Source organism: Flavobacterium sp. PL002, assembly GCF_054165825.1.
The window spans coordinates 3,513,240-3,535,958 of record NZ_CM135110.1; the positions used below are offsets into that span (position 1 = coordinate 3,513,240).

At 32.5% G+C, this 22,719-nt stretch carries 20 protein-coding genes; 15 read left to right on the top strand and 5 right to left on the bottom strand.

What is annotated here, in order from left to right:
* Positions 1-213: 213 nt before the first annotated feature.
* The 7 genes from ACVEGE_RS15305 (at position 214) to ACVEGE_RS15335 (ending at position 9,435) form a co-directional block, all read left to right on the top strand.
* Positions 214-792: an RNA polymerase sigma factor gene (locus ACVEGE_RS15305; protein ID WP_192502003.1), complete on the top strand. Its 579-nt coding sequence runs from the start codon at positions 214-216 to the stop codon at positions 790-792.
* Between the two features lie 97 nt (positions 793-889).
* On the top strand, positions 890-1,828 hold the full coding sequence (locus tag ACVEGE_RS15310) for a FecR family protein (protein WP_192502002.1): 939 nt from the start codon (positions 890-892) through the stop codon (positions 1,826-1,828).
* 95 nt (positions 1,829-1,923) lie between these two features.
* Entirely contained in the window at positions 1,924-2,286 is a 363-nt protein-coding gene (locus ACVEGE_RS15315) for an STN domain-containing protein (RefSeq protein WP_225738201.1), read from the top strand.
* 21 nt (positions 2,287-2,307) lie between these two features.
* Complete coding sequence (locus ACVEGE_RS15320; RefSeq protein WP_225738200.1) at positions 2,308-5,373, top strand: SusC/RagA family TonB-linked outer membrane protein; 3,066 nt, start codon at positions 2,308-2,310, stop codon at positions 5,371-5,373.
* Between the two features lie 11 nt (positions 5,374-5,384).
* Positions 5,385-6,818, top strand: coding sequence for a SusD/RagB family nutrient-binding outer membrane lipoprotein (locus ACVEGE_RS15325; protein ID WP_192502001.1), 1,434 nt, complete (start codon positions 5,385-5,387; stop codon positions 6,816-6,818).
* 18 nt (positions 6,819-6,836) lie between these two features.
* The gene (locus ACVEGE_RS15330; RefSeq protein WP_192502000.1) at positions 6,837-8,411 is read left to right on the top strand and encodes a calcineurin-like phosphoesterase C-terminal domain-containing protein; all 1,575 of its coding nucleotides are present in this window, start codon (positions 6,837-6,839) and stop codon (positions 8,409-8,411) included.
* A 109-nt stretch (positions 8,412-8,520) separates the two neighbouring features.
* On the top strand, positions 8,521-9,435 hold the full coding sequence (locus ACVEGE_RS15335; protein ID WP_192501999.1) for a glycerophosphodiester phosphodiesterase family protein: 915 nt from the start codon (positions 8,521-8,523) through the stop codon (positions 9,433-9,435).
* Positions 9,436-10,160: 725 nt separating this feature from the next.
* Here the strand turns inward: ACVEGE_RS15335 and ACVEGE_RS15340 are convergent.
* Entirely contained in the window at positions 10,161-10,898 is a 738-nt protein-coding gene (locus ACVEGE_RS15340; RefSeq protein WP_192500989.1) for a phosphatase PAP2 family protein, read from the bottom strand.
* Between the two features lie 140 nt (positions 10,899-11,038).
* On the opposite strand from ACVEGE_RS15340, the gene ACVEGE_RS15345 reads away from it, so the two are divergent.
* The 8 genes from ACVEGE_RS15345 (at position 11,039) to ACVEGE_RS15380 (ending at position 19,693) form a co-directional block, all read left to right on the top strand.
* Positions 11,039-11,719 carry a response regulator transcription factor gene (locus tag ACVEGE_RS15345; protein WP_192500990.1) on the top strand — a complete coding sequence of 227 codons (681 nt, stop codon included), beginning with the start codon at positions 11,039-11,041 and terminating at the stop codon, positions 11,717-11,719.
* Entirely contained in the window at positions 11,716-12,984 is a 1,269-nt protein-coding gene (locus ACVEGE_RS15350; protein ID WP_192500991.1) for a sensor histidine kinase, read from the top strand. The genes ACVEGE_RS15345 and ACVEGE_RS15350 overlap by 4 nt, the downstream gene beginning before the upstream one ends.
* Positions 12,985-13,038: 54 nt before the next feature.
* Complete coding sequence (locus ACVEGE_RS15355; protein ID WP_192500992.1) at positions 13,039-13,473, top strand: PepSY-like domain-containing protein; 435 nt, start codon at positions 13,039-13,041, stop codon at positions 13,471-13,473.
* Positions 13,474-13,615: 142 nt separating this feature from the next.
* On the top strand, positions 13,616-14,791 hold the full coding sequence (locus ACVEGE_RS15360) for a TolC family protein (RefSeq protein WP_192500993.1): 1,176 nt from the start codon (positions 13,616-13,618) through the stop codon (positions 14,789-14,791).
* Complete coding sequence (locus ACVEGE_RS15365) at positions 14,781-15,710, top strand: efflux RND transporter periplasmic adaptor subunit (RefSeq protein ID WP_192500994.1); 930 nt, start codon at positions 14,781-14,783, stop codon at positions 15,708-15,710. The genes ACVEGE_RS15360 and ACVEGE_RS15365 overlap by 11 nt, the downstream gene beginning before the upstream one ends.
* Positions 15,710-18,751 carry an efflux RND transporter permease subunit gene (locus tag ACVEGE_RS15370; protein ID WP_192500995.1) on the top strand — a complete coding sequence of 1,014 codons (3,042 nt, stop codon included), beginning with the start codon at positions 15,710-15,712 and terminating at the stop codon, positions 18,749-18,751. Before ACVEGE_RS15365 ends, ACVEGE_RS15370 begins: the two co-directional genes overlap by 1 nt.
* Before the next feature lie 122 nt (positions 18,752-18,873).
* The gene (locus tag ACVEGE_RS15375; RefSeq protein ID WP_192500996.1) at positions 18,874-19,134 is read left to right on the top strand and encodes a hypothetical protein; all 261 of its coding nucleotides are present in this window, start codon (positions 18,874-18,876) and stop codon (positions 19,132-19,134) included.
* A 253-nt stretch (positions 19,135-19,387) separates the two neighbouring features.
* On the top strand, positions 19,388-19,693 hold the full coding sequence (locus ACVEGE_RS15380; RefSeq protein WP_192500997.1) for a hypothetical protein: 306 nt from the start codon (positions 19,388-19,390) through the stop codon (positions 19,691-19,693).
* A 1,155-nt stretch (positions 19,694-20,848) separates the two neighbouring features.
* Here ACVEGE_RS15380 and ACVEGE_RS15385 read toward each other — a convergent pair.
* From ACVEGE_RS15385 to ACVEGE_RS15400, 4 genes are all read right to left on the bottom strand, one after another.
* Positions 20,849-21,211 (bottom strand): ketosteroid isomerase, encoded by a 363-nt coding sequence (locus ACVEGE_RS15385; protein WP_192500998.1) that lies wholly within the window; start codon positions 21,209-21,211, stop codon positions 20,849-20,851.
* 66 nt (positions 21,212-21,277) lie between these two features.
* Positions 21,278-21,682, bottom strand: coding sequence for an SDR family NAD(P)-dependent oxidoreductase (locus tag ACVEGE_RS15390; RefSeq protein ID WP_192500999.1), 405 nt, complete (start codon positions 21,680-21,682; stop codon positions 21,278-21,280).
* Entirely contained in the window at positions 21,682-22,293 is a 612-nt protein-coding gene (locus tag ACVEGE_RS15395) for an FMN-dependent NADH-azoreductase (RefSeq protein WP_192501000.1), read from the bottom strand. Before ACVEGE_RS15395 ends, ACVEGE_RS15390 begins: the two co-directional genes overlap by 1 nt.
* 212 nt (positions 22,294-22,505) lie before the next feature.
* Complete coding sequence (locus tag ACVEGE_RS15400; RefSeq protein ID WP_225738119.1) at positions 22,506-22,700, bottom strand: helix-turn-helix domain-containing protein; 195 nt, start codon at positions 22,698-22,700, stop codon at positions 22,506-22,508.
* Positions 22,701-22,719: the final 19 nt, after the last annotated feature.

Below are 22,719 nucleotides of genomic sequence, written 5' to 3' on the forward strand. Positions count from 1 at the left end.
TCACTCTTTTTTCCTCACTTTACCGAATCGAGCCCAAAGAGCTTTTATACATTCAGTTTGACCTTTCTTTTAAAAATAGATGAAACTATTCTAAATTCCCGAAATTACAAAAGGAATCATTTTAAATTAGTAATCTTTTGGTAACTAAATCTTAAACTTAATGGTTCCTTTCTTTCTATATGATTGTTTTCATTTGTAAAAATCCACAAAAAAATGAAAACCACACTTTCAAATTTATGCGACAGTGAACTGCAACAACATGTAAAAGAAGGCAGTAATCAAGCCTTTGAAGTGATTTTTGATCGCTATTGGAAGAGGCTTTTTGCCTATGCTTTTAAGATATATAATGATGAAAAAATAGCGGAGGACATTGTTCAGGAAATTTTTATTAGTTTATGGGAGAAATCTAAGGAGGCCAATATTCTAAATCTAGAGGCTTACCTAATAAAGTCAGTGAAATATAAAATAGCAAATCACATAAGGGATTTGAAATTCACCCCTGTGCTTATAGAAATCCTTCACAATATGCCCAACACTTTTAAGACCGAAAAAGATTTGGAATACAAGGAGTTTGAAAAAGATATTTTTGATGAGATAAAAAAACTTCCTCCCAAATGTCAAGAGGTTTTTATACTCAGCCGTTTTGAGGATTATTCCAGTGCTGAAATCGCCGAACAATTAGGTATCTCCGTCCGTACTGTAGAAAAGCACATTAGTAATGCTTTGAAACATTTAAAAGCAACCATTGGCGTCTATCATCTGGCGATTCTTATTACGGGAATGTTTCTTTAATGTAAATAGAGATCTGCAATATTACCAAAACGTTATGACTCAGTTTTAGGCTACGTAAATGCTTTAAAAAATGTGACTATCTGTTAAAAGAAATCTAGTGCAAAAAGAAGAGTTTATACAGTTAGCAAAAAAATACGCCCAAAACAAATGTTCTAGAGGAGAGAAAAGGGTGGTGGAAGAATTCTTCAAAAAACTTCAGGACAGTGATCAAGATATTCCTTATGTTTTTACCGAGGAAAAAAGGGATTTGCTCTTAAAAAAAATAAGCTCTAAAATCGGCAAGCCCAAAAAGAGAATATTAGATCTGTATTCCACAGCCTTAAAAATAGCAGCTATAGTACTCATCTTAATAGGGATTCCATTTTTAGGAAACAGTCTAATAAAAAATGAAAATATATCGGTAGTTGCTGTCAAAGGAGAAAAGAAGACCATTCATTTACCTGATGGAAGCCTTGTTTTCCTTAACTCGAACAGTAGTATCAGCTATTTAAAAAACTTCAAAAATAATAGAGAACTGCAACTTACGGGCGAGGCGTATTTTGAGGTTGTAAAAAACCCAGAAAAACCATTTTTAGTCAAAACAGACAAAATCACAACCAGGGTTTTGGGAACTTCATTTAATATTGAAGCTTATAAAAACAGCAAAACCAAGGTAAGTGTGAACACTGGTAAAGTGGAAGTGGATATTAAAGAAATTTCAGAAAAAACATTTCTAACAAAAAACCAACAACTCAGTTTTGAGACAGGAAGTCAAGCTGTGCTTTCAAAAGACAACAGCGAAGATTTTAACGCCTGGACTAGAAACTCAATTGTGCTCAACAATACCAGTTTGGGAGATGCCGCAATAATCCTTGAAAACTGGTATGATATCAAAATCAATTTTTCTAATAAGAAATTAAAGGAAATGACAATAACTGGAAAATTTGAAGACGAAAAATTAAGCAATGTTCTTAATAGCATTGCTATTGTTAAGGAACTTGAAATAGATTTTTTAACTAAAAACCAAATCCTTATAAGAGAAAAACAAAAAAAATGAATTGCCGATTATAGAACAAAAAGCCCAGTTCTGCTGGAACAGAAATGGGCGGATTTAAAAACAGACTACTAATAAATAATTTATAGCCAATTATAATGAATATAAAAGTACAACAATATTTGAGCTTCAAGTCAAAAAAGTTTATTTTCCGATTATGCTGCTTCTTTTTAGCCTCTGGAGCATTTGCTTCGCCACTGAATAATCCGATTTCAAAGGAGCCAAGCCTTTCTTTTGATCTAAAGAATGTCTTGATCACAGAAGTATTTGTTTCGATTGAAGATAAAACTGACGTTACCTTTGTTTTCGATGATAAAATTTCATCTTCAAAACAACATTTAACTTTAGTTGTAAAAAACCAAAACCTTACAGCTGTTTTAAGCAAAATAAGTGCATTAACTGGTTTTCAATTTAAAAAGTTAAATAACACCATTTCAGTAATTAAAATGGATGAAGCATAGCAAATTTCAAGAGGTGTCGTATTGGATCAAGAAGGATTGCCTTTGCCTGGTGCGGTGGTAAAGGAAAAAGGAACTAATAACGGTACTCTTACCGATTTTGATGGTAAGTTTAGTTTAAAGCTTTCTGGGACATCTACTACATTGATTGTTTCCTTTATGGGATTTGAAGATAAAGAGGTAGTAGCCAATAGTTCTGGATTTCAGGAAATCACATTGACGGAAGACACTAATAAACTCGATGAAGTAGTTGTAACGGCTCTGGGAATTAAAAGAGAAGAAAAGAGACTGGGTTTTTCACAAGCCACTATTGGGTCAGATATTTTGAATCAAGCGGTTCCCAATAACTGGTCTTCTGGTTTAAAAGGAAAAGTTGCTGGGCTTAATATCATATCTTCAGGATCGGGTCCGATTAATTCCCAACAAATAACACTAAGAGGGAACAATTCTCTTAATCCGAATGGAAACAATGCTTTAATTGTAATTGATGGCGTTCCTATAAATAATGAAATGACAACTTCGGGGTCTTCAAGTGCTTATACTGGGGACGATTCTCCAATAGATTATGGGAATGGTATTTCAGATATAAATGCAAATGACATAGAAAATGTTACTGTGTTAAAAGGACCTGGAGCAACTGCTCTTTATGGAAGTCGTGCTGCCAATGGAGCATTGATTATCACTACAAAATCAGGAAAGAAAACAAAAGGATTGGGGGTTACTTACAATTCCAGCGTTAGCTTAGATATTATTCAAAGATGGCCTGATTATCAATATGAATATGGACAAGGAACGGGGAAATCTTTTGACAGTAATGGCGATCCTTATTATTCCTACGGGAGTTCTGCAGACGGTGGAAATACAGGCAGTACAAGTAGTGCTTGGGGACCTAAGTTTGAAGGGCAATTTTTCTACCAATATGACCCTGAACTACAAGGTCAATCTAAAGAAAAACAATTATGGCAGCCTTATAAAAACAATAGAAAGGATTTTTGGCGTACAGGAATTACGACCAACAACAATATTACGCTACAAGGCGGTGATAAAAATGGTTCTATGAGAGCTTCTATAGGCTATCAAAAAAACGAATGGATTATGCCTAATACTGGGTTCGAAAGAATCACTGCTTCTATTAATGCCAACTATCAAATTTCTAAAAAAATAAAAATTGGATCAGTCATTAATTACAACAATAGGAATAGCCAAAATTTACCTGGAACTGGATATAATAACGGTTCAGCGGCGTATTTTATGATCTTTCAAAACCCAAATGTCGATTTGGACTGGTACCGCCCAATATGGTTAGACGGACAAAAGGATATTCAAAAAATAGCACCTTTTAGTTCTTATATAGATAATCCATACCTGATAGCATATGAAGCAACAAATCCATTGCTGAGTGATCAAATTGTTGGAAATGTTTTTGCCAATATAGATCTCTCTACCAATTTAAAGTTAATGTTAAGGACTTCTTTAAATACGTATAGTCAGGATAGGGAACAAAAAAGACCGTATAGTATCAACCGATATGCTAAGGGATATTATCAATCTCAAGACATCAACAAAGTTGAGGTTAATTCGGATTTCTTACTTAGTTATAACAAAGATTTAACCAAGAAATTAGGTTTGTCATTTTCAGCAGGAGGAAATGCCATGACTTATAAGTACCGCCGCACAGATGCTTCTGTTGAGGGGCTAGTTGTGCCTGGAGTTTATAAATTGGCAAATGGAGTAAGCAATCCTATTATTACAACTCACGACAGGAATAATAAAGTGAACAGTTTGTATGGTTTATTTTCCCTGTCTTTTGACAAAAAAATATTCCTAGATCTAACAGGAAGGAATGATTGGTCGAGCACACTTCCATTAGATAATAAATCCTTTTTTTATCCGTCGATAAATACAAGTTTTATTCTTTCTGAAATACTTAATTTACCTTCAGCCGTAAATTATCTAAAATATAGGTTCTCCTATGCTCAAGTTGGGAATGATACAGATCCGTATAAGACAAGTAAATATTATAGTCAAAATGCTTTTCCTAGTTCTGCGACAGTGCCCACCACATTATATAATGCGAATTTTAAACCGGAAATCACTACTAGTTATGAAACTGGTTTGGAATCAAAGTTGTTTAATAACAGGCTATATTTTGATGCTACAGTATACCGAACTCTTACCAAAAATCAAATTATTTCCGTACCACTTGATATTACGACGGGTTACAGTTCGGGAGTTTTAAATTCTGGAGTTGTTAAAAATCAGGGGTTAGAATTAACGATGACTGGAAAAATAATTAAAGCAAATAATTTTAGCTGGAGTTCTACTTTAACTTGGTCTAAAAACTGGAATAAAGTTTTAGAATTGGCCGATGGGATTAATGGGCAACAGGAAATTGGTTCAGGAGGAACAGCAACTCTTATTGCAAAAGTAGGAGGTACAACAACTGCTATTTATGGCTACGGTTTTGTTCGATCTCCGGAGGGTGAAATTGTCTATGATAGTAGAGGATTACCCGCATATCCTGATGAAATACAACTGATTGGTGATGCGAGTCCAGACTGGAAAGCGGGTCTTTTAAATAGTTTTAAATTGGGGAATGTCACTTTGAATGTAATGATAGATGGACAATATGGGGGAATAATATATTCTCAAACGCATCATAAGTTGACCGAACAAGGAAAGTTAAACTCCACTTTAAAAGGACGCGAAGAAGGCCTAATAATTGGCGAAGGAGTAGTGCTAAATGCGGATGGAAGTTATTCTTCAAATACCACAGCAGCGATCACGCCCGACTGGTATTCTCGTTACTACAGAAGGGCTAATATTGAATCGAATTCGTTTGCCGCGTCTTTTCTTAAATTAAGGGAAGTAAGTGTGAAATACAGTTTGCCAAAGCGGTTTTTAGGAAAGTCGGGAGTATTAGGTATGGACATTTCTATATTCGGATCAAATTTGGCTATAATTTCAGATTTTCCAATTTATGATCCAGAAACTGCTGCCTTAAATGGAGATACTATTTTACCTGGTATTGAAATGGGACAAATGCCTTCTCCTGCATCATACGGAATGAGCTTAAAAGTGAACTTTTAAAAAACATAAAGATGAAAAATATTAAAATTTTATCCCTTAGTCTGACGCTCCTTTTTATGAGTCTTGCTTGTACTAAGGATTTCGAAGAAATCAACGAAGACCCAAACCGAATTGCTCAAATTAGTCCTGGCACCTTGCTTAATCCTATTATTTATGGATTAGCGACTCATAATGCCGACAGAAGCGCAAGTATTACTTTCGACTTAATGCAAGTTTCCCTTCCTTTTCCAAGTGTTTCAGGAGGATTACATAGATATGATGTCAGTCAAAGTATTGGGAATTCCTCTTGGTACTGGTATTACCGTTGGTTAAACAATATAAAGGAAATGCGATTAGCATCTGTTAAAGCTGAGGACTCTAATTACGAAGCAATTGCTCTCACTTTGCAAGCATTGGCATACGCCAATTTAACTGATATATTTGGGCCTGTTCCTATGACAGAGGCGGTAAATGGTGAAGAAGGAAATTTTTATCCGAAATTTGATTCACAGGAATTCATTTATCAAACTATTCTTGCCGATTTAGAAAGAGCAAATGGTCTCTATAATTCTAAGATTTCAATGATCTATGCCGATGATATTCTTTTTAAAAACGATGTTAAAAAGTGGCAGAAATTCACGAATTCATTACATCTAAGATTATTATTAAGAATCTCGAATAGAACGGAAACGAATGCTTTTCAAAAACTTGCCAGCATGATTCAGAATCCGACCCAATATCCTGTTTTTGAAAATACTCAAGAATCGGCAATACTTCAGGTAACTGGTGTTACACCAAATGTATCTCCTTGGGGAAGGCCGCAGGATTTCAGGTTGAGTGTAAAAATAGGGGAGTTCTTTATTGACAACCTGAACCTTCTAGAAGATCCACGAAGACCTATTATTGCTACTACTGCCAGTGATTTTAATAGTAAACCAATTGGTTACAAAGGAATTCCTAGCGCTTATGAAGGAGCCGAATCTCAATTTAAATATGATGCTTCGACTTTCAATATAGAGCAAGTCACAAATCCAATGAAAATAGTTATTTTACCCTATTCTGAAGTGGAATTTATTAAAGCAGAAGTCGCTCAAAAAGGATTTATTGCAAACCCAGAAGAGCATTACATCAAAGGTGTAAAAGCGGCAATGGAGCAATTGGATGCGGTAGTGCCCGCAAATTATTTTGATAACCCAATGGCATCTTATAATGGAACTTTAGAAAGAATAATGGTTCAGAAGTATTATGCTCTTTATTTTGTTGATTATCAGCAATGGTTTGAATACAGACGAACTGGATTTCCAGTCCTTCCCAAAACAGTGGCTATGGAAAACAACGGTGAAATGCCTTCAAGGTTTACCTATAATACGGATGTTCAAATAAATAATACTCAAAATTATCGCAAAGCGCTGGAACTCTTGGGGGGCAGTGACGATATTAATACCAAAGTTTGGTGGGATAACTAATATTTTAAAAATAAGTAAATGAAGAAATCAATAGTATCAATTTGTGTTTTGCTATTTTCAATAGGAACTGTAGCGCAATCAAATGTTCAGGGTTATGTTTTTGAGGATGTTAATCAAAACGCAAAAAAGGATCGTAAGGAAAATGGAATTCCCAATGTAGCTGTTACCAATGGTATCGAGGTCGTTCTTACAGATAAAAAAGGTAAATATGAATTACCTCTTGCGGACGATCAAATTATTTCGGTAATAAAACCATCGAATTATAGAATTAATGTGAGTGAAAACAATTTACCCCAATTCTTTTACAATTATAAACCTAAGGGTTCTCCCGAATTAAAATTTAAGGGCATTGTACCTACTGGAAAACTTCCAAAGTCAGTAGATTTTGGTTTAATAAAACAGGAAGAGAAGGAGGAGTTTACGGCACTTGTTTTCGGAGATCCTCAGCCTTATACAAAAGAGGAAGTGGCTTTTTTTGCAAAAGGAATTGTAGCCGAGGTAGAAGGGATTAAAAATGTTCCTTTCGGATTAAGTTTGGGAGATTTAGTTGGAAATGACCTGAACTTGTTCGATCCTTATATTCAAACAGTAAAAAAAATAGGGATTCCTTGGTATAATGTCATTGGAAATCACGACTTGAATTTTGATGCAAAAAATGATAAAATGGCCGATGAAACTTTCGAGGCTCATTTTGGACCTGCAAATTATGCCTTTAATTATGCGAAAACTCATTTTATAATTCTAGACGATATTCTGTATCCTGATCCTCGAGACGGAAAAGGGTATTGGGGCGGATTCACGGAAGATCAACTAAAGTTTATTGAGAATGATCTTAACAAGGTACCTAAAGATTACCTGATTGTTTTGGCTTTCCATATTCCGTTAACAGAGCCTACCGAAGAAGATACGTTCAGAGATGAAGACCGTGCACGATTATTTGAAATTTTGAAAGATTTTCCTAACACTCTTTCGCTATCGGCACATACTCATATTCAGCGTCAGGATTTTTTCAACAAAAAAGAAGGATGGCAACGGGATAAACAGCATCATGAGTACAATGTTGGCACAACTTCAGGGGATTGGTATTCCGGAAAACTCAATGAAGCAGGAATTCCTGTTTCGACCATGCGAGATGGTACCCCAAAAGGCTATGCTTTTGTTCATTTCAGTGGTAATAGCTACAGTCTTGATTACAAAGTAGCAGGGAAGCCGAAAGAGTACCAGATGGATGTTTTTGCGCCAAAAGTAATGGCTAAAGGTAGAGGAACCAAAGCGGGTATTTATGTAAATTTCTTTATGGGAAGCAAGGATGATACTGTAAAATATCGTATAGACCAAGGCGAATGGAAAATGATGGAATATGTAGAAGAAATAGATCCAACCTATGCGATTGATGTTTATGAATGGGATCTTTCTGAAGAGTTAATTCCAGGAAAACGCTCCTCTAATCCTATAGCAAGCAAGCATCTTTGGAGAGGGAAAATTCCAACTAATCTAGAAACTGGTGAACATCGTATCGAAATAAAAGCCACGAATATGTTCGGAAAAACATTCCAAGGAAACAGTAGTTATAGGTTAGAAAACGAGAAATAAAGAGTATTATTTTTTATTTAAAGCATTTTTAATAGTCAACCTGAGCCTGTTTAATTTAAGATCAAGTTCAGGTTGATAAATTAATAATAAAATCAATAAAATCAAAAAAATGAAATTTTATAATTTTTTTTTAGTCTGTATCATTTTTGCAGGCACATCCTGCAAATCAATTACTGAAGACAAAAAAGCAGTCAGCGAAAAGAGAGTAGATTCTTTTAAAATTGAAGTTCAAGGCCATCGCGGTCAACGCGGACATTCCCCAGAAAATAGTATTTCGGCTTTTTTAAAGGCAATAGAAAAAGGGGTGGATGTTATCGAAATGGATGTAGTGATTTCGAAAGATGGAAAAGTAGTCGTTTCGCATGAGCCTTATATGTCTTCACTATATGTACTAACCCCTTCGGGAAAATCTATTTCTAAAGCAGAAGAGAACAACTTTAATCTTTATGAAATGACTTATGATAGGATCAGGATGTTTGATATTGGGTCTAAAGGAAACAGAAACTTTCCGGAACAAGAAAAAATCAAAAGTTATAAGCCCTTACTTTCTGAAGTGATTAATAGCGTTGAAACTTATGTAAAATCACATAATATTCCACCGGTAAAATACAATATTGAAATAAAATCAATCGTATCGGAGTATGACAAATCGCAACCGAAGCCTTTAAAATTTATTAAAATGGTGATGGATGTTATTCAGGAAAAGGGAATTGTGAATAAAATCAATATTCAATCCTTTGATGAAAACATTCTAAATGAAATGAACCGAATTTATCCAAAAGTGGAATTGGCGTATTTAGTTTCTGATGAAGGGATTTCCAAGAATATAGCTAAACTAAAATTTACACCAGAGATTTACAGCCCCAATTTTAAATTGGTCAAAAACAAAGCGTTTGTAGATTCCGTAAAACAAAAGAAGATGAGGTTAATCCCATGGACGGTAAACGAAAAAGCTAACATTGATGAGATGATCAACCTTAAAGTTGATGGGATTATCACAGATTATCCAGAACGGATCAGATGATTCTATTCTTCATGATCAAAAGATGCTGTGTCCTACTTTGTTTGTGAAGTGTTTTATTGACGGCGATTATCGCCGTTATTTTTTTTATATTTCTATTTTAGTACTGTTTTTAATTCAGTTTTTTATACCATATTACAATACTTTTTTCTTGATATAAAAATGAAAATTAAAAAAGGATTAGTGTGATTGAACCTGAGGTCTGGTTAGGTATTGTTCACATTATTAGTGTGATATCTTAATGTCTTATTTGATTTCCTCACTAAGTGAAGAATTATTTTAAATGAAAAAACCCTTAATCAATTGCTGTTTAAGGGTTTATTTTTGTAGCGAGAACGAGATTTGAACTCGTGACCTCAGGGTTATGAATTCGATTAAATTTCATAAAAAATCATCGAAAACATCCCCGCTTTACTAGACTTATATCAAAAGTGTGTACGGTATCGTGTACTGATAATATTAAAGTTTTAAGCTAAATTAATCAAATTTAATTGGAATTAATAAGTTTATAAACGGATAGTTTTTCAGTTACTACTTTATCATATTTAAAAATGTTTTTTATTTTTATAGAGTAAAGATATAGCTGTTTATTGATTATAGACTTTATCAAACAGAATGAAATCAAAAGTATTTAGTTTAGTAAGTTGTTCCTATTTTAAAATTATATAGATAGAATCAGAAATTTTAATAGTTTTTAAAAAGCATATATCTAAACTTAGATAATCATCTTAAAATCTACCTACTAATCCAATTCCTGTTTGCTTCCCATTATAAAAAGGAGCAACCATGACCGCCGCTTTTGTTTCTTTTTTGAAAAGTAGTTTTTGTAATTTAGGATACAACCAATACGCAGTTTTGGTACATAATATTCCAATTCCTGCACCAGCTGCTACATCAGTTAACCAATGACGGTCATTATACATTCTGAAGAAGCCCGTACCTGTAGCAACTATATAACCTGAAACACCATACCAAATAGATACATCTTTGTATTCTTGCCAAAGAAATTCGGCACCTGCAAACGCCGTTGCTGTATGACCAGATGGGAAGGAATTATATGATGAACCATCTGGGCGTTGTATTTGAGTAATGCTTTTTAATGGTAATGTTGTGGCCACAACTAATAGATAGGATGTAGCTAAAATTAGAGTTCTGTCTTTAAAATTACTTTTACCTTTTATCCCCATTACGTTTAAACCATAAACTGAAGCTGCCGGTAGGTATTGTGTAAAATCGTCGATCGTTATTTTGTGATCAATATTTTCATTTACCTCTTCTTTTATTTCGGTATTTAAATTTTTAAGAGCATCACTCTCAATGCCAATTACGCCATAACCAATGAGCACTGATGGAATAATCAATTCTTTGTAAGAGATTCTTTTGGTGGATATAGAATCCTGTTTAACTTCCTGAGCACAGATTGACTGACAGGATATTAGTACTGATAAGAGGAATTTATAATTCATTTTTTAAAGGAAGACAGTTAGATTTTTCATGTAAAGATCAATTTGAATTCTGTAGTAAATCTGTATTTTTGAAAAACGATAGATTTAGAATAGATTTACGTGCTACTTTTACTTTCGAATTATTTATTTAAACTCAATTTATGAAAATCTTACTTGTTGAAGATGAAATAGAAATGCAAAAAAGTATCACTCGATACTTAGAGCTTGAAAAGAACATAGTTGAGATAGCGAACAATTTTAACTCTGCCAACGAAAAAATACAAGTATATGAATATGATTGTGTTTTACTAGATATCACTTTACCTAATGGCAATGGGCTAGACTTAATAAAAACCATTAAAAGTAGCAGACCGAAAACTGGTATTATTATTATTTCTGCCAAAAATTCATTTGACGATAAAATAGAGGGATTGAATTTAGGAGCGGATGATTATTTGCCCAAACCCTTCCATTTACCCGAACTAAATGCTCGGATAAAAGCGTTGATTAGACGCAATAATTTTGATGGAGTTGATGTAATTGTTATTAATGAAATCACTTTATATCCGGATGAAAGAAAAGTCTTGATTAATAATGGTCCGATTAATTTAACTTCAAAGGAGTTTGATTTATTAGTTTATTTTATTGCTAATAAAAATAGAGTTATTCAAAAAAATGCCTTGGTAGAGCATCTGTGGGGAGATAGTGCGGATCAATTTGATAATTTTGATTTTATCTATAATCACGTAAAAAACCTTAGAAAGAAACTGCTCGCGGCCCATTGTAATGACTACATTCAATCCATATATGGCATTGGTTATACATTTAAAACGGAACTATGAAGCTACTAACAAAAACAAGTCGATATTATATCCTTTATACCATTCCGGTAATTTTATTTTCTGCCATTTTTATCTATTTTTTTCTTCTAAATGAAATTGGAGAAAGCAATGAATCCATTTTGTTGACAAGGGTTAAGGTAATTCAAAACTACATCGCAAAAGGAAATACGACTGTTTTAAATGTATTTGAAGTTAATAATGAAGTTTACATAAAAGAAATAGCAAAGGATCGCATTATTCCACAAACGATAAAAGATACTTTGATGTATTCTGAGATTGAAAAAGAATACATTTCTAGTAAAATGATAGAAAAAAACGCTATTGTAAAGGGGAAGAATTATCAGATTAAAGTTTGGAAGAGTACCATAGAATATGATGAATTAGTAGAAGTAGTCTCGGTCGTGTTTATTGTTATGTTGCTTGTGCTTTTTTTAGTGACAGCATATATAAATAGTAGAATTTCTAAGCTCATTTGGACACCATTTAAGAATACCTTAGATTATATAAAGGATTTTAGTGTACATACAACGCCATATAAAAAATTAGAATCAAATGAAATTACTGAATTCAGCGAACTAAATTCTTCGATTAATCACATGACTTCAAAAATAATTAGTGATTACAAAAACCAGAAAAAATTTGCAGAAAATGCTTCGCATGAATTTCAAACTCCATTAGCTATAATAAAAGGTAAGATAGATTTATTACTTCAAGAAAACACGTTGAATGAAGAATCATTGACGTTGTTAGTTTCTATTGAAGAGGCAACAAGCCGGTTGAGTAGAATTAATAAGTCATTGCTATTGCTTTCTAAAATAGAAAACCAACAATACGAAAAAACAGATACGGTTGCGCTACTCCCTATAATTGAAAAAGTTAGAATGGTAAATGAAGATTTTATTTTAGATAAAAACATGCAGTTTGTTTGTGAAACGACTATGGATTTGTCTTTTAGAATTAATTCAGAATTGTGTTTTATTTTAATTAATAATTTAATTCAAAATGCTATAAGGCATAATGTTAATAATGGACAAATTACAATTTTGATAAAAGAGGAAACGCTATATATAAGAAATACGGGTGTTTTAGAACCTTTAAATGAAGTTAGTATTTTTGAACGTTTTGAAAAAAAATCTTCTAATGCCAATTCTATAGGTTTAGGATTAGCGATAGTGAAAGAAATCTCAGAAGCAAATTCGATTGCAGTTTTGTATAAATATGAAAACAATGAACATGTTTTTTCTTTAAGTCAGTTTAAAAGATAGATTTGAAATAGATTCATGATAGATATTTGTTTAATAATTTAAAAAACAGCAATCATGAAAAATGTAATTTTATTTGCCGCTATTGCAATAAGTGCGATAGGTTGTGCACAATCCAAAGGTAACAAAGAAGTACCTAAAGTGGTACAGGAAGCTTTCCAAAAAGAATATCCAAATACAAAAGTAGATTGGGATGTTGAAAAGGACGGTTTTGAAGCAGAGTTTAAAATGAATGGAAAGGACGCTTCTGCAAACTATGATAAAGCAGGGCATAAGCTAGCTACCGAAATTGAAATCAAAGAATCAGAAATGCCTGCCAAAGCGCTAGCTTACGTTTCAACTACTTATCCTAATAAAAAAATTAAAGAAACAGCTAAAATAACAGATGACAAAAAGGTAGTTACCTACGAAGCGGAAGTTACAATTGATGGAAAAATTTGTGATCTGATTTTTGATGCTTCAGGGAAATTCTTAAAACTACATAAAGACTAATAATCAAAAATATTTACTTGTGTTTATTATTAGAACATCTTTTCATTAAGATGTTCTAACTTTTATCTTTTACTGTATGCGATGTTTTTTACTCTTCATAACGATACTTATTTCAATTGCTTCTTTTTCACAAAAAAGAGAGGTGAATTTTTTTATCGAAAAAGCACTTTTGAACACAGCTTTATTAGACGATTTGAACAATCAATCCAATTCTTTGTCAATAGATAGCTTATTGTACAAAGCCAATTTAAAGCCACAATTAAACGCAAACCTATTTGCTAATTATGCACCAGTAATAAATAATTATGGGTATGATACTGCGATTAGTAACGGACAAAATGTTACTGGGTTAGTTAGCTTTTCGCAAAAGATATTTGGCAAAAGCCAAAAAAACAATCAGCTTGGTGCTATCTCTTTATTAAAAGATAAAGTGGATGTTAATAAGAAAATCACCAAAAATGATATTGCGAAAGCGATTCGTTTGCAATATATCGTTGCCTTTTCTGATAATAATCAATTTTTAAACCTTCAAAAGCAGTTTGGTTTATTGAATTCTGAATTAGAAATTCTTAAAGATTTCACTCAGAAATCCATCTACAAACAAACCGATTATCTGCTGTTTTTATCCACAGTAAAACAGCAAGAGTTAATCCTGCTTCAGATGAAATACCAATTTGAAAATGATTTAGGAATACTAAATTATTTATCTGGGACGAACGAAAAATCGAACATTGTATTAATCGAACCCCAAATTGAATTGAAGCAACTCATCAATTCAGCCCATTCTATTTACAATCAGCAATTTGAAATTGATAGTTTGAGCATAGAGAATCAAAAACATAATATTGCAAATAATTACAAACCATCCTTACTATTATTAGCAGATGCCGGTTACAATTCTACTTTAACGGGTCAATATTATAAGAATTTTGGAAATAGTGTTGGTGTTAATCTTTCGATTCCTATTTATGATGGAAATCAAAGAAAACTCCAAATCACTAAAAACAAGTTAGCTTCAGAAACCAATTCTGCCTATAAAAAGCAATTTGAAAGACAGTTTAAACAACAGCAAGAACAGTTAGTGTTGAAATTAAGTCAAAACGAAATGATTAATGAGCAACTGCAAACTCAGTTAAAAATTAACAAAACGCTACTCGACGCTTTTAATAAATTATTGGTCACTGGAAATGCAATTATTCCAGACTTTGTTATTGCATTGGGAAATTCACTGTCAATTACAAATGCTATTGCTCAAAATAATACAGAACGCCTGCTGTTAATTAATGAACTTAATTATTGGAATACAAATGAAAAATAAGATAACGATACCCTTTATAATTGTATTATTTGTATTGCTTTTACAGTCTTGTAAAAAAGAAGAAACTGCAATAACAGAAACCGAAACTATTGTTCCAGTAACGGTAACAACTATTGACACGACGGGGATTGATGATTATGAAGAAGTTTCTGGAACGGTTTCTTATATAGTTAAAACACCTATAAAATCAATCATTACGGGTTATATAACAGCGGTTACTGCAAAAACGAATGACAAAGTTGCAAAAGGAAAGCGTTTGTTTTCGATAAAAACAAAAGAAGCAATTGCACTGGGAAATGATGTAAACAAATTAGATCCTAAATTAAATTTTGGAAGTGCAGTTTCAATTCCCGCAAGTTCCACTGGGTTTATTACTGCGGTTAATGTAGAAAACGGTAACTATGTTCAAGAAGGAGATGTATTGGCCATTATCAATGACTCTAATAATTATGGAGTTGTAATAAATGTTCCTTTCGAATTAAAAAAACATATTTCTATAAATCAACAGCTATCGATTTACTTACCCGATGGAACCTCTATTTTAGCTACAATAAAGCAATTTATTCCTGCTGTAGATGCCGCTTCGCAAATGCAAAGTGTATTTTTAAAAATGAATTCAAATGACGTTTTACCTGAAAATTTGATCGTTTCGGTTCGTATTCCAAAATCGAATAAATCGAATATAATCACGTTGCCAAAGACCGCTATTTTAAGTAATGAAATAGAAACGGAGTATTGGGTTATGTTGCTTAAAAATGATTCTACAGCTATTAAAGTTCCAGTTCAAATTGGGTTAAAAAACCAAGAAAGAACAGAAATAATTTCCCCGAAATTTAAGATAGCAGATAAAATAGTCAATTCTGGAAACTATGGAGTAGGAGATACTATCAAAGTGAAAATTATAAAAAGTGCCAAATAATGAATAATTTTTTTGTAAAATATAAAAGCGGTTTAAGCACTTTAATTTTCTTGGTATTATTGGGAGGTATTTTTGCGTACTCTAAAATGCAAACCAGTTTATTTCCAGAAATTACTTTTCCTAAAATAAAAGTCATTGCCGATGCAGGGCAGCAACCGGTAGATAAAATGATGGTTACCGTTACCAAACCATTAGAAAATGCGATAAAGAAAATACCCAATCTAAAAACGGTTCGTAGTACAACCAGTAGAGGAAGTTGCGAAATTTCAGCTTTTGTAGATTGGAAAGCTGATTTGGATGTTAGTAAACAACAAATTGAATCTAGAATTAATCAGATTAGAACTGATTTGCCGGCAGGTATTCAAATAACAGTAGAAAAGATGAATCCATCTATTCTTCCTGTTATAGGTTACGCACTGGAAAGCGCGAATAGATCGCCTATTGAATTAAAAAAAATAGCCAATTTCACGATAAAACCTTTTCTCTCGCAAGTAGATGGAGTAAGCGAAGTTAGAGTGATAGGTGGAAAAGAAAAAGAATATTGGATTGAACTCAATCAGAGTAAAATGGTTGCTTATGGCATTACTCCAGAGGCCGTTTCTCAGGTTTTAAGCCAAACCAATTTTATTACTTCTAATGGATATTTGTCAGACAATCGCTTTTTATATTTAACCTTAACGGATGCTCAGATTACTACCAAATCAGATTTAGAGAATCTAGTAGTTATAAACAACGGGAAAGGGATCATAACACTAAAAGATATTGCTACGGTAGCCATTGAAGAAGCTAAAGAATATATTAAGGTAAATGCTAACGGAAAAGAAAGTGTCTTAATTGCGATTATTAAGCAACCAGGTGCCAATTTAATTACCATGTCAACGGACATGGATGCAAAGCTGAAAGAACTGGAAAAAATAATTCCAAAGGATATAAAAATCAATCCCTATTATGAGCAATCCAGTTTTGTGGGCGACGCCGTAAAAAGCGTTACAGATAGTTTATTAATTGGATTATTTTTAGCAATCATTGTGGCTATTTTATTTTTAAAATCGGTTAAAGCAAGTGCTACTATTTTGATTGTTATTCCGGTAACACTTTGTGCTACTTTGCTAGTTTTATATTTTACGGGACAAACCTTTAACATCATGACGCTGGGCGCAATCGCTGCCGCTTTAGGTCTTATTATTGATGATGCGATCGTGGTTGTAGAGCAAATTCACAGAACCCATGAGGAACATCCTGATGAACCCACGACAGCATTATTACAAAAAGCAATTCACTATCTCTTTCCTGCCATGGTAGGTTCGTCTTTGTGTACCATTGTTATTTTTCTTCCTTTTGCATTAATGAGCGGAGTTGCCGGTGCTTATTTTAAAGTGCTAACGGATACAATGATTATCACATTAATCTGTTCGTTTTTTGTGACGTGGATACTATTACCAGTTGTTTATTTGTTGCTTACGAAGAAAGAGAGCAACTCTTCTGAAGTAAAATCAACAACGGAACATCACGAAGTTAAAAGTCAAAATTGGGTGACTTATTTTATCGAAAAACCGCTACTGAGTTTTGCTTTTTGTGCACTATTAATTATTTCAATAATTTTAATTTTGCCCCGATTAGAAACTGGCTTTTTACCAGAGATGGATGAAGGAAGTATCGTTTTAGATTATGAATCGCCACCAGGAACTTCATTAGAAGAAACGGATCGAATGTTAATTGAGGTAGAGAAAATCATACATACTATTCCAGAAGTAGAAGCGTATAGCAGAAGGACGGGGACACAAATGGGCTTTTTTATTACGGAACCCAACAGAGGCGATTATTTAGTTCAGCTTAAGAAAGACCGATCTAAAACTAGTAATGATGTTATTGACGAAATTAGATTAAAAGTAGAAACTTCACAGCCTGCACTTCGAATCGATTTTGGTCAAGTGATTGGTGATATGTTGGGAGATTTAATGAGTTCTGTTTCGCCTATTGAGGTAAAAGTTTTTGGAAACAATCAACAAGAATTGCAAAAAATAGCAAAACAAGTAGCTCAAATTGTCGAAAAAACAGAAGGAACCGCTGATGTATTTGATGGAATTGTTTACGCCGGTCCATCGATAAGTATTACGCCTAATTACAATCAATTATCTCAATACGGGATTACTCCAGCTAATTTGCAATTTCAATTACAAACGTTGTTAGAAGGGAATGTGATTGGTTCTATTTTAGAATTAGATAAGGCGGTACCCATACGAATGATTTATCCCAATACTCAAAATAGAAATTTAGAAGAAATTAGAAAGATTTTTATTTTTTTACCAAATGGAAAATCAATTCCCATTACTAATCTAGTTACTATTTCGATTTCAAAAGGAATTGCTGAAATAGAACGCGAAAATTTGCAGATGATGTGCGTTGTTACCGGAAGGCTAGACAATAAAGATTTAGGTACGGTGATGCAAAATATTAAAAAAGAAGTATCTAGCAAAGTTACTCTCCCGAGTGGCTATTATATTGATTATGCTGGAACATACAAAGACCAACAACAATCGTTTAAGGAATTATTGCTTATTTTGATGGCTTCGTGTTTATTAGTTTTTGGCGTTTTGTTATTTCTGTTTCGAAATCTAAAAGTGGCTTTCATCCTGCTTTTTATTTCAGTTCTGGGTATTGCTGGAAGTTATTTATTATTGTTTTTGACACACACACCATTAAATGTTGGTAGCTATACAGGATTGATTATGATTGTTGGAATTATTAGTGAAAATGCTATTTTTACTTATTTACAATTTAAAGAAACCTTTATTAGTTCGAAGAATAAAAAGCAATCTTTGGTCTATGCGATTTCAACACGTTTGCGACCAAAATTAATGACTGCTTTAGGAGCCATTATTGCTTTATTGCCTTTGGCGATTGGTATAGGTACAGGTTCAGAATTGCATCAACCTTTAGCAATTGCAGTAATAGGTGGTTTTCTAATCGCGATGCCTTTACTTTTAATAGTATTACCAAGTTTATTGTTTTATATCAAAGTCGATGATGAGATTCTCTAATGATTTTTTTAAGTATACAATTGTCTTTACGTATTATTCGCATGGAACGTAGTCTATAGATCACTGTTGAGTTCCATCTTATTAATTATTTTATGTTTTAATAATTAAAATCAAAAACAATTATGGATTCAATTTCAAAATCTTTTACACATTATAAAAATGGAGCGGGCATTGAAAAAGATATTAGTTTGAAAAGTTTAAGGAAAACATACATTACATGGGGGCATCAAGTAATGCAAAAAGAAACAGGGTTACTAACTTCACATTCGACTGCAAAAGTATTGGAATCATATTATATAGATCCTCAAATTTTATCGGTAGTTGAAAGAGGGGCTGTCGAAATAAAGATATTTGGACAAAATTCCTCACTCCTAATATTTTGAAATGCTTTTTTACTTGATTGAAAGTATAAAAAAAAACTTAAACAATTGCTGTTTAAGAGTTTGCTTGTGTAGCGAGAATGAGATTTGAACTCATGAACTCAGGGTTATGAAAATTGCTATTTTTTTTATATTTACCCTAACTTTTCCATTTTATAGAACTTTATCGAATCTTGAATGCTTAGATTTTTGTTTTTTTTTCTGACCATTCCTCACTCTTTTTTTTATGGATATATTAACATTATGAAGATAGTTAATGCTTGTTTTATTTAGTGCTATGCGTCACCGCTCGGGTTTCTCAGATGTAGGAGTTAGATTAGACCGATGGAAAGTTACAAAAGCCTACGACGGACCGTGGAAATTATATAATATTAATGAGGATATAAGTGAAAAGAATGACATAAGTAAGCAACATCCTGAGCAACTTAATATTATGGTAGCCGGAGCTAAAAAATGGAGCGAAGGTCACGAAGAGCCACTATGGTTTGATCCTGTTGAATTAAAACAAGATTGGAAAGACAAAAACATTGCTCAGTTTCCAAATACCTTTAAAATTGATTAATCGTAGTTTGAAATAATTAGTGAATAGGCTTGATTTATTTATCAGGTTTTAAAAGTTAATTGTAGGTTGTTTAAATAGCCTGGTTCTAAAAGAGAGAAAAATTACTTACTGTAATATGTTCTCTCTTTTTTTTGCCAATTATTTAGCGATAGTTCTTGTTTATAAACGGTTATTAATTACCAGGTATATAACAATGTTACTAAACTGTTATTTTTATTCATCTATTTAATTAATTGAATGTCAGCAGTTTGACTATTATGTATTTAGGTGTATTTAGTTTATTTATTAAGAAAGACATTTTATTTACCCTTAGAAACATCTTGCGGAAATAATATTTGAACTTTTACAACATCGAAAATAAATGCGAATATTGCAAAATATATTAGGAAAATTTATTCAGATGTAAATTATATTATTGGTTGATTACGGTATTCGTAAGTTTGTCATTTGTTTGATAATTAATTACCTTGAAACTGATTGATTTTGCAGCTGAAACTAATTGTCTTTTAAATATTTTAAAAAAGGATAATAGAATATAAAAGGTAATTAAAAATTTCGTAAAATTTCAAAATGATATAAAAGTATATAGGGATTTTATGGTCATTTTCATTTCACTTATTCTATTAGTTCAGATTGTCAACTTTATCTGAAGAACTGACATTTTTTTTTCGTACTATGTGAAGTCCAAGGATTCCTAATGCTTAAATCGCGCTCGTTTTTATAAGTGATATTTTATTTTCAACATACTCATAAAATTCTGTCTGAGTATGAACATTCGCAATCATTCAATAAACTTTTCAAGGAAAAAATAAACTTTCACATTTGGAGTTTAGACAATAATTAATTAATACATTTAAAAGAATTCAGGAAAGTCTCTTTAGAAATACAAGCAAAAGTACCAGCTTGTCTAAAAATCGCTTTTTGTGACTTGAAAAAATTGTTTTAAAGCGCCTCAATATTTAAAGACTACAACTTAAAACAAAAAACAAACCTCGCTTAAATGTACTTAAATGAGGTTATTTTTTTTAATTTCACTTATTTAAAAGAGTTGCGCAACAGCTACGTCTGTTAACGGTTTGGGCTAATGTCAAGGATTAGTAAACACTTAACAGTTAAAATTTCGGCGTTTAATTTGTCACTTTTTTTATTTATGAGTTAGTTTGTTTGATCAATTTCAATATCCATTCTTCTTAACAAATCGTCTTCTAACGTGTAGATGTGTTTTACATTACTATCAAAGATTAGATTTCCTTCCAAGTCATTTACAATTTGGTGAACCGTTACTTCAAATGTTCCGTTTAGTCTTTGGTTAAATCCGATTGGTTCAACTGTTGGATTTATTTCTGTCCATTGTCTTGTCCAGTAGGTTCTTATTTCATCGTGTCCTGTGACATAACCACCTTCAAAAGCTTTCGGCCATTGAACATTTGAGTGAAACGTCAAAAGTGCTGTATCAATGTCTCTTGAATTAAAAGCTGGATATGCCTTTTTGATTAAATTTTCAAAATGAGTTAACATAAGTATTATTTTAAAATTATTGTTTTTTGAATTATTTCAGTGTAGTATTCGTTTGTTTATTTGTCGTTAGTTAGTGAATAATACTGATTTCCTTTTAGATAAATGAGGTATTAATTCTTGTAATATAAAATAAGCGCCTTTTACGTTGGTATTGAATTGTGCATCAAAACCTGCTTCCGTTGCAAGTGCAATTGGCACAAATGTAGCAATACCTAAATTCAAAAATAAAACATCAAGTTTATTACTACTTTCTGCAAATGCTTTTTCTAAAACTGTAATACCTTCCATGGCTGAAGTGTCTGAAACCATCGTTTTCAAATTCGGATTATTTATCTCTTTAGATGTCTTGTGAAATTTATCCTTATTTCTACCTGTAATCCAAACGATTGCGCCTGCATTGATGAATGATTTTGCAGTTGCTATTCCAATTCTAGCATGCAGGTCATATTCTTTACGAGGTTGGACAGACATTATTCTATAACAATGCTTTCTATCCCTTTTCGTAAAGATTCATCACGTCCATAGATCGCTTGTCCTTCTGCTCTGAAAATATTAATAACTTCAATTCCTATTAATTCAAGAAAAAACTTAACATAGCTCGTGGTAAAATCATATTTTTTCAATTTTCCTTCAGAATAAATACCGCCTGAAGAAGTTACAATATATGCTTTTTTGTTTTTTAATAGTCCGGTAGGTAATAAGCTGTCTCCTTTATATTCATATTTGAAAGTAAATCCAGCCCTTGCTATCTGGTCAAAATATGCCTTTAAAGTTGATGGAATGTTCCAGTTGTACATTGGCACTTCAACAACGAGGATATCAGCTATCATTAAGTCAGACAGTGCTTTGTCAGAAGTAGATATTTCCGCATTTTCAGCTTGAGTTCTATCTTCTGCAGGGGTAAAAAATGCATTAATGTGTGATTCTGTTAAATGAGGCATATGGATTTTTGAAAGATCATATTCCGTAATATTTGCTTGTGGGTGTTTCTCCTTTAAACTTTGGATAACTTTTTTCCCTAGAACTCTACTCATAGAAGCCTCATTTTTTGGACTTGAAATTATATGCAATACTTGTTTCATTTTTTTATGTTTAAAAATTTAGTTATACAAACTTAAGTACATTAGCTAATTATTTTATAGTAGTTACCAAAAGGTTAGCAGTAACTTTTAGGTTAGTTAATGAGTAAAAACAGAAAGATGGCTACAAAAAAACCGCGTATTCTTAACCCGCAATGCACCAGTCATTTATTAGCGACTGAGTACGCTATATACGTTTTTGGCTGTCGTGTCTATTATTTTTTAAAATTAGTTCTATATTCTAATGGTGATAATTTCCTTTTATTTTTAAATACCTTGTGAAGTGATTGTGGATGTTCAATACCTAAATGATAGGCTATTTGTGAAACATTGAGTTCTGTATTAGTAAGTAATTCTTTAACACAATCAATTAATTTTTGTTGAATATGTTGTTGTGCACTTTGCTTCAAAAGTAACTTATAAATTGGA

Coding starts and splice junctions, on each gene's coding strand:
- ACVEGE_RS15390 (WP_192500999.1), bottom strand. CDS start 21,682: ATGTCTGTCCAACCTCGTAAAGAATATGACCTGCATGCTAGAATTGGA.
- ACVEGE_RS15380 (WP_192500997.1), top strand. CDS start 19,388: ATGCTTGTTTTATTTAGTGCTATGCGTCACCGCTCGGGTTTCTCAGAT.
- ACVEGE_RS15350 (WP_192500991.1), top strand. CDS start 11,716: ATGAAGCTACTAACAAAAACAAGTCGATATTATATCCTTTATACCATT.
- ACVEGE_RS15355 (WP_192500992.1), top strand. CDS start 13,039: ATGAAAAATGTAATTTTATTTGCCGCTATTGCAATAAGTGCGATAGGT.
- ACVEGE_RS15330 (WP_192502000.1), top strand. CDS start 6,837: ATGAAGAAATCAATAGTATCAATTTGTGTTTTGCTATTTTCAATAGGA.
- ACVEGE_RS15315 (WP_225738201.1), top strand. CDS start 1,924: ATGAATATAAAAGTACAACAATATTTGAGCTTCAAGTCAAAAAAGTTT.
- ACVEGE_RS15365 (WP_192500994.1), top strand. CDS start 14,781: ATGAAAAATAAGATAACGATACCCTTTATAATTGTATTATTTGTATTG.
- ACVEGE_RS15395 (WP_192501000.1), bottom strand. CDS start 22,293: ATGAAACAAGTATTGCATATAATTTCAAGTCCAAAAAATGAGGCTTCT.
- ACVEGE_RS15305 (WP_192502003.1), top strand. CDS start 214: ATGAAAACCACACTTTCAAATTTATGCGACAGTGAACTGCAACAACAT.
- ACVEGE_RS15345 (WP_192500990.1), top strand. CDS start 11,039: ATGAAAATCTTACTTGTTGAAGATGAAATAGAAATGCAAAAAAGTATC.
- ACVEGE_RS15340 (WP_192500989.1), bottom strand. CDS start 10,898: ATGAATTATAAATTCCTCTTATCAGTACTAATATCCTGTCAGTCAATC.
- ACVEGE_RS15375 (WP_192500996.1), top strand. CDS start 18,874: ATGGATTCAATTTCAAAATCTTTTACACATTATAAAAATGGAGCGGGC.
- ACVEGE_RS15370 (WP_192500995.1), top strand. CDS start 15,710: ATGAATAATTTTTTTGTAAAATATAAAAGCGGTTTAAGCACTTTAATT.
- ACVEGE_RS15385 (WP_192500998.1), bottom strand. CDS start 21,211: ATGTTAACTCATTTTGAAAATTTAATCAAAAAGGCATATCCAGCTTTT.
- ACVEGE_RS15325 (WP_192502001.1), top strand. CDS start 5,385: ATGAAAAATATTAAAATTTTATCCCTTAGTCTGACGCTCCTTTTTATG.
- ACVEGE_RS15335 (WP_192501999.1), top strand. CDS start 8,521: ATGAAATTTTATAATTTTTTTTTAGTCTGTATCATTTTTGCAGGCACA.